3 protein-coding genes and 1 pseudogene are annotated in these 3,976 nt (G+C 72.7%); 2 read left to right on the top strand and 2 right to left on the bottom strand.

The genetic code is table 11. The features are described from left to right. Positions 1-283: pseudogene (locus tag VOI19_RS15810) on the bottom strand (hypothetical protein); the annotation flags it as partial. A gap of 54 nt (positions 284-337) precedes the next feature. Between VOI19_RS15810 and VOI19_RS15805 the strand changes: the two are divergent. Together VOI19_RS15805 and trpS are read left to right on the top strand one after the other, a co-directional pair. Then, a complete protein-coding gene (locus tag VOI19_RS15805; RefSeq protein WP_323793924.1) occupies positions 338-1,555 on the top strand; it encodes a hypothetical protein in 1,218 nt (405 codons plus the stop codon). A 390-nt stretch (positions 1,556-1,945) separates the two neighbouring features. After that, on the top strand, positions 1,946-2,932 hold the full coding sequence (gene trpS, locus VOI19_RS15800) for a tryptophan--tRNA ligase (RefSeq protein ID WP_323793923.1): 987 nt from the start codon (positions 1,946-1,948) through the stop codon (positions 2,930-2,932). A gap of 46 nt (positions 2,933-2,978) precedes the next feature. Here trpS and VOI19_RS15795 read toward each other — a convergent pair whose 3' ends face one another. After that, positions 2,979-3,902, bottom strand: a complete 924-nt coding sequence (locus VOI19_RS15795) for a haloalkane dehalogenase (protein WP_323793922.1) — start codon at positions 3,900-3,902, stop codon at positions 2,979-2,981. Between the last annotated feature and the right edge of the window lie 74 nt (positions 3,903-3,976).

Raw genomic sequence — 3,976 nt, 5'->3', positions numbered from 1 at the left:
CCCCCCCACTCCCCGGGTCGGCACCGGCCGCCATCACGGCCTCGATCAGGCGGGGGTCGTGCACGGTGGCGAGCTGGTCGAGCGTCGCCCGCGGCGCCGGCACACACCGCAGCCCGTCCGGGTGGTCGGGGCCGGCGAGCACGCCGAGGTCGGTGGCCAGGGCAACGGTCAGCGCCACCCGGACCGGCGACATGGGGTGGTCGGGTCCGAAGTCGTAGTCGGTGAGGCTCGAGTCGTGGACGAGGGTGGCTGGTCCCGCGCAGGGGCCTTCGGGGTCGGCCATCCCCCGAGCCTAGTGCGCGACCTGTCTCTCGGACCGATAGGCGAGACTGGGCGCGTGGACCGGATCGCCGCTTGGCCGTGGTGGGTGAAGGTCGCGGTCGTCTACCTCGGACTCCGACTGGTGTCGGGACTCCTGCTGGCCCAGGCGGCGCAGGAGCAGGTGTGGTTCCCCGCGGTGACCGGGCCGGCCGAGGACGACATCGACCTGGCGGTGTCGTGGGACGCCAAGTGGTACGAGCGCATCGTCGACGGCGGCTACCCCGCCGAGCTGCCGGTCGGCGCCGACGGACGCGTGCAGCAGAACCCGTGGGCGTTCTACCCGCTCTTCCCGTACGCGATCCGCCTCGTCTCGTGGGTCACGACCCTCGACTTCGCGACCGTGGCGCCGCTGCTCGCCCTGCTCGCCGGTCTCGGCGCAGCGTTGCTGATGGCCGCCCTGCTGATCGAGACGACGCCGTACGACGCGGAGTCACGGCACGGACCGGCCCTCGCGGTCGTGGCGGTCTGGGCGGCCCTGCCGGCCGCGCCGGTGCTGCAGATGGCCTACACGGAGTCGTTCAGCATGCTGCTGCTCACGGCGTTCCTGCTGCTGCTCGTGCGCGGCCACTGGGTCGGCACCGGGCTCACCGCGCTGCTGCTGGGCCTCACCCGACCCATCGCGCTACCGCTGCTGCTCGTCGTCCTCGTGGCGCTGGTGCTGCGCTGGCGCGATCGCGCTGCCCGGCCGATCGCGGTCCGAGAGCGAGTCGGGATGGCCGCAGCCCTGGGGGGCACGGGCGTGTCGGGCCTGCTGTGGACGGCGACCGCGTGGGCCGGCACCGGGCGACACGACGCCTACCCGGCCACCATGACGGCCTGGCGTGGTGAGGCCACGATCAACCCGATCGAGCCGTGGCGGCGCACCCTCGAGTGGGCCGTGGAGCAGCGCACCCCCGAGACCGTCGTCCCGGCGCTGAGCATGTCGCTCGCGCTCCTGCTGTCGCTGGCCCTGCTCGTGCCGCGCGTCGCGCCCGGCATCGACGTGCGGCTGCGCGTCTGGGCGGCGGCGTACGCCGTCTACCTCCTGGCGGTCGTCGACGGCGGCACCAGCATCGTGCGCTACCTCGTGCCGCTCTTCCCGCTCGCGATCGTGCTCGTCGGGGCTCACCGCGAGCGACTCTCGCGCTGGTGGCGCTGGCGGACGGCCTTCTGGGTGGCGGTCGGCGTCGTCGGCCAGGTGGGGTGGATCTGGTGGCTGGTGCTCTTCGAGCCGCCGACCGACTTCCCCCCGTGATCCGGCGCTGACCTGCGTGACCCTCGGCGGCCCGTGGCGGCCCGTGGCGGCCCGTCGCAGCCTGGGCGATGTCGATGATGCGATGTCGATGGTGCGATGTCGATGGTGCGATGTCGATGGTGAAAGTGACCGTCAGCTGCGCCCTGACTCTGCACCTGGTGACACCGGGCGTCACCAGACGCAGACCTAGCAGCGCGCATCGGGGCTGTGGCACGATGCACGCGTGCTGACGACGTCCTCGATGCAGTGGTGGCCCGCCTGATCCGGCGGACCACCTCGTTGCACGTGCTGACGCACACCGACAGAAACGGCCGCCCACGGGCGGCCGTTCTGCATTTCCGCCGGACCTGAACGGCGCGGACCCGTGGGCTCTCATCCCAGGAGACACCCATGACCCTCACGTTCGCCCCCGCCCGCCCGCGCGCACTCTCGCTGCTCAAGCCCACCGGTCACCTCACGCTCGGCAACTACCTCGGCGCCCTGCGGCCGATGGCCGCGACCCAGGAGCACTCGGACTGCTTCTACGGCCTGGCCGACCTCCACTCGCTGACGGTCGCCCACGACCCCGCCAGGCTGCGGGCCCTGGTGGCCGAGCAGGCGGCCACGCTCATCGCGGTCGGTCTCGACGAGTCCACGCTCTTCGTGCAGAGCCACGTGCCGACGCACAGCCAGCTCGCCTACCTGCTCGAGTGCGTCGCGACGACCGGCGAGCTGGGCCGGATGATCCAGTTCAAGGAGAAGGGACGCGGCGTCGACTCCACCCGCGCCAGCCTGTTCACCTACCCGGTCCTGATGGCGGCCGACATCCTGCTCTACCGCCCCGAGCAGGTGCCCGTCGGCGACGACCAGCGCCAGCACGTCGAGCTCACTCGCGACCTCGCTCAGCGCTTCAACGCGACCTACGGGCCCGTCTTCGCCGTGCCGGAGATCGTCACACCACCGACCGGAGCGCGGGTGATGGACCTGGCCGACCCGACCGGCAAGATGGGCAAGTCCGGGGCCGTCGACGGACCTGGCGTCATCCGGCTGCTCGACCCGCCCGACGTCGTACGACGCAAGGTCGCGCGGGCAGTGACCGACAGCGACGTCGGCCCCGGCGCCGTACGGCGTGAGCGCGAGGCCAAGCCGGGCGTGACGAACCTGCTCGACGTCCTCGAGGCGTGCGGCGGGAGCGCCGAAGGCCTCACGACCTACGGCGCCCTCAAGCGCGCGGTCACCGACGCGGTCGTGGCCGAGCTGCAGCCCGTGCAGCGGCGGTACGCCGAGGTGGTCGCCGACCGTGCCCACGTCACCGAGGTGTTCGCGCGCGGTGCCGCGCGTGCGCGCGAGGTGACGGGGCCCGTGCTGGCGGCGGCGTACGGGGCGATCGGGCTGTGACGACCGGCCTGGCTCACCCAGCGCTCGCCCAGCGCTCGCCCCGGGATCAGGCGAGGAAGTCGGCCACGATCCGCCCGAGCGCGGCGCCGTCGTCCTCCTGGAGGAAGTGACCGGCGTTCTCGACGGTCGGGTGCTCGAGGCCGGCCGCGCCGGGGACCATCTTGCGCAGGATGGGCGCCATCGCCCCGGTGATCGGATCGGAGTCGCTGAAGGCGGTGAGGAACGGCTTGTCCCAGGCCTGCAGCACCTCCCACGCGGCACGGTTGGCCTCGGTGGCCGGGTCGTCGGGACGGGTCGGCACGAGCGTCGGCATCACCCGCGGTCCGGCCTTGGCCTCCTCGACGGGGTACGGCGCGTCGTACGCCGTCCGGTCGGCGTCGCCGAGCCCGCGCACGCAGCCGGACTCGACGAAGCGGCCGACGTCGAGGGTCGGCGCCTTCTCGACAGCGTTGCGGAAGTGGTGCCAGATCTCGGGCATGTCGAAGTCACCCGTCGGCAGGCCGGTGTTGGCGGTGACGACGGAGGCGAACCGGTCGGGGTGCTCGGCGACCAGGCGCAGGCCGATGAGACCGCCCCAGTCCTGCCCGAGCAGGGTGGCTCCGGTGAGGTCGAGGTGGTCGACGACCAGGCTGCGCACCCACTCGACGTGGCGCGCGTAGGAGTGGTCGGCGGTCGCCAGCGGCTTGTCGGAGCGACCGAAGCCGATGAGGTCCGGCACGACGCAGCGGATGCCGGCGGCGCTCACGACGTCGACCACGTGGCGGTAGAGGTAGGACCAGGTGGGCTCGCCGTGCAGCATCAGCACGACCGGCCCACCGGCGGCCCAGCCCTCCGGCACCACGTCGACGCAGGCCATCCGCAGCGGGTCGCCGCCGTCAGGATCAGCGACCTCGGCGTACGACGTCTCGGTGCCGGCGCGGGGCCAGTCGATGTCGGTGAAGGCGTCCTCGGGGGTGCGGTAGGTCTCCATCACCCGATCATGGCACCCCCACCTGATCGCGAGTCGGCGCGTTCTCGCGCCGACTCACCGCTGCCCGGTCGCGG

It is taken from the genome of Nocardioides sp. (genome assembly GCF_034670285.1).
Lineage (GTDB): Bacteria > Actinomycetota > Actinomycetes > Propionibacteriales > Nocardioidaceae > Nocardioides.
Note: the sequence above shows the minus strand (reverse complement) of the source record. Positions and strands in the feature narration are given on the sequence as shown.

Coding starts and splice junctions, on each gene's coding strand:
- trpS (WP_323793923.1), top strand. CDS start 1,946: ATGACCCTCACGTTCGCCCCCGCCCGCCCGCGCGCACTCTCGCTGCTC.
- VOI19_RS15795 (WP_323793922.1), bottom strand. CDS start 3,902: ATGGAGACCTACCGCACCCCCGAGGACGCCTTCACCGACATCGACTGG.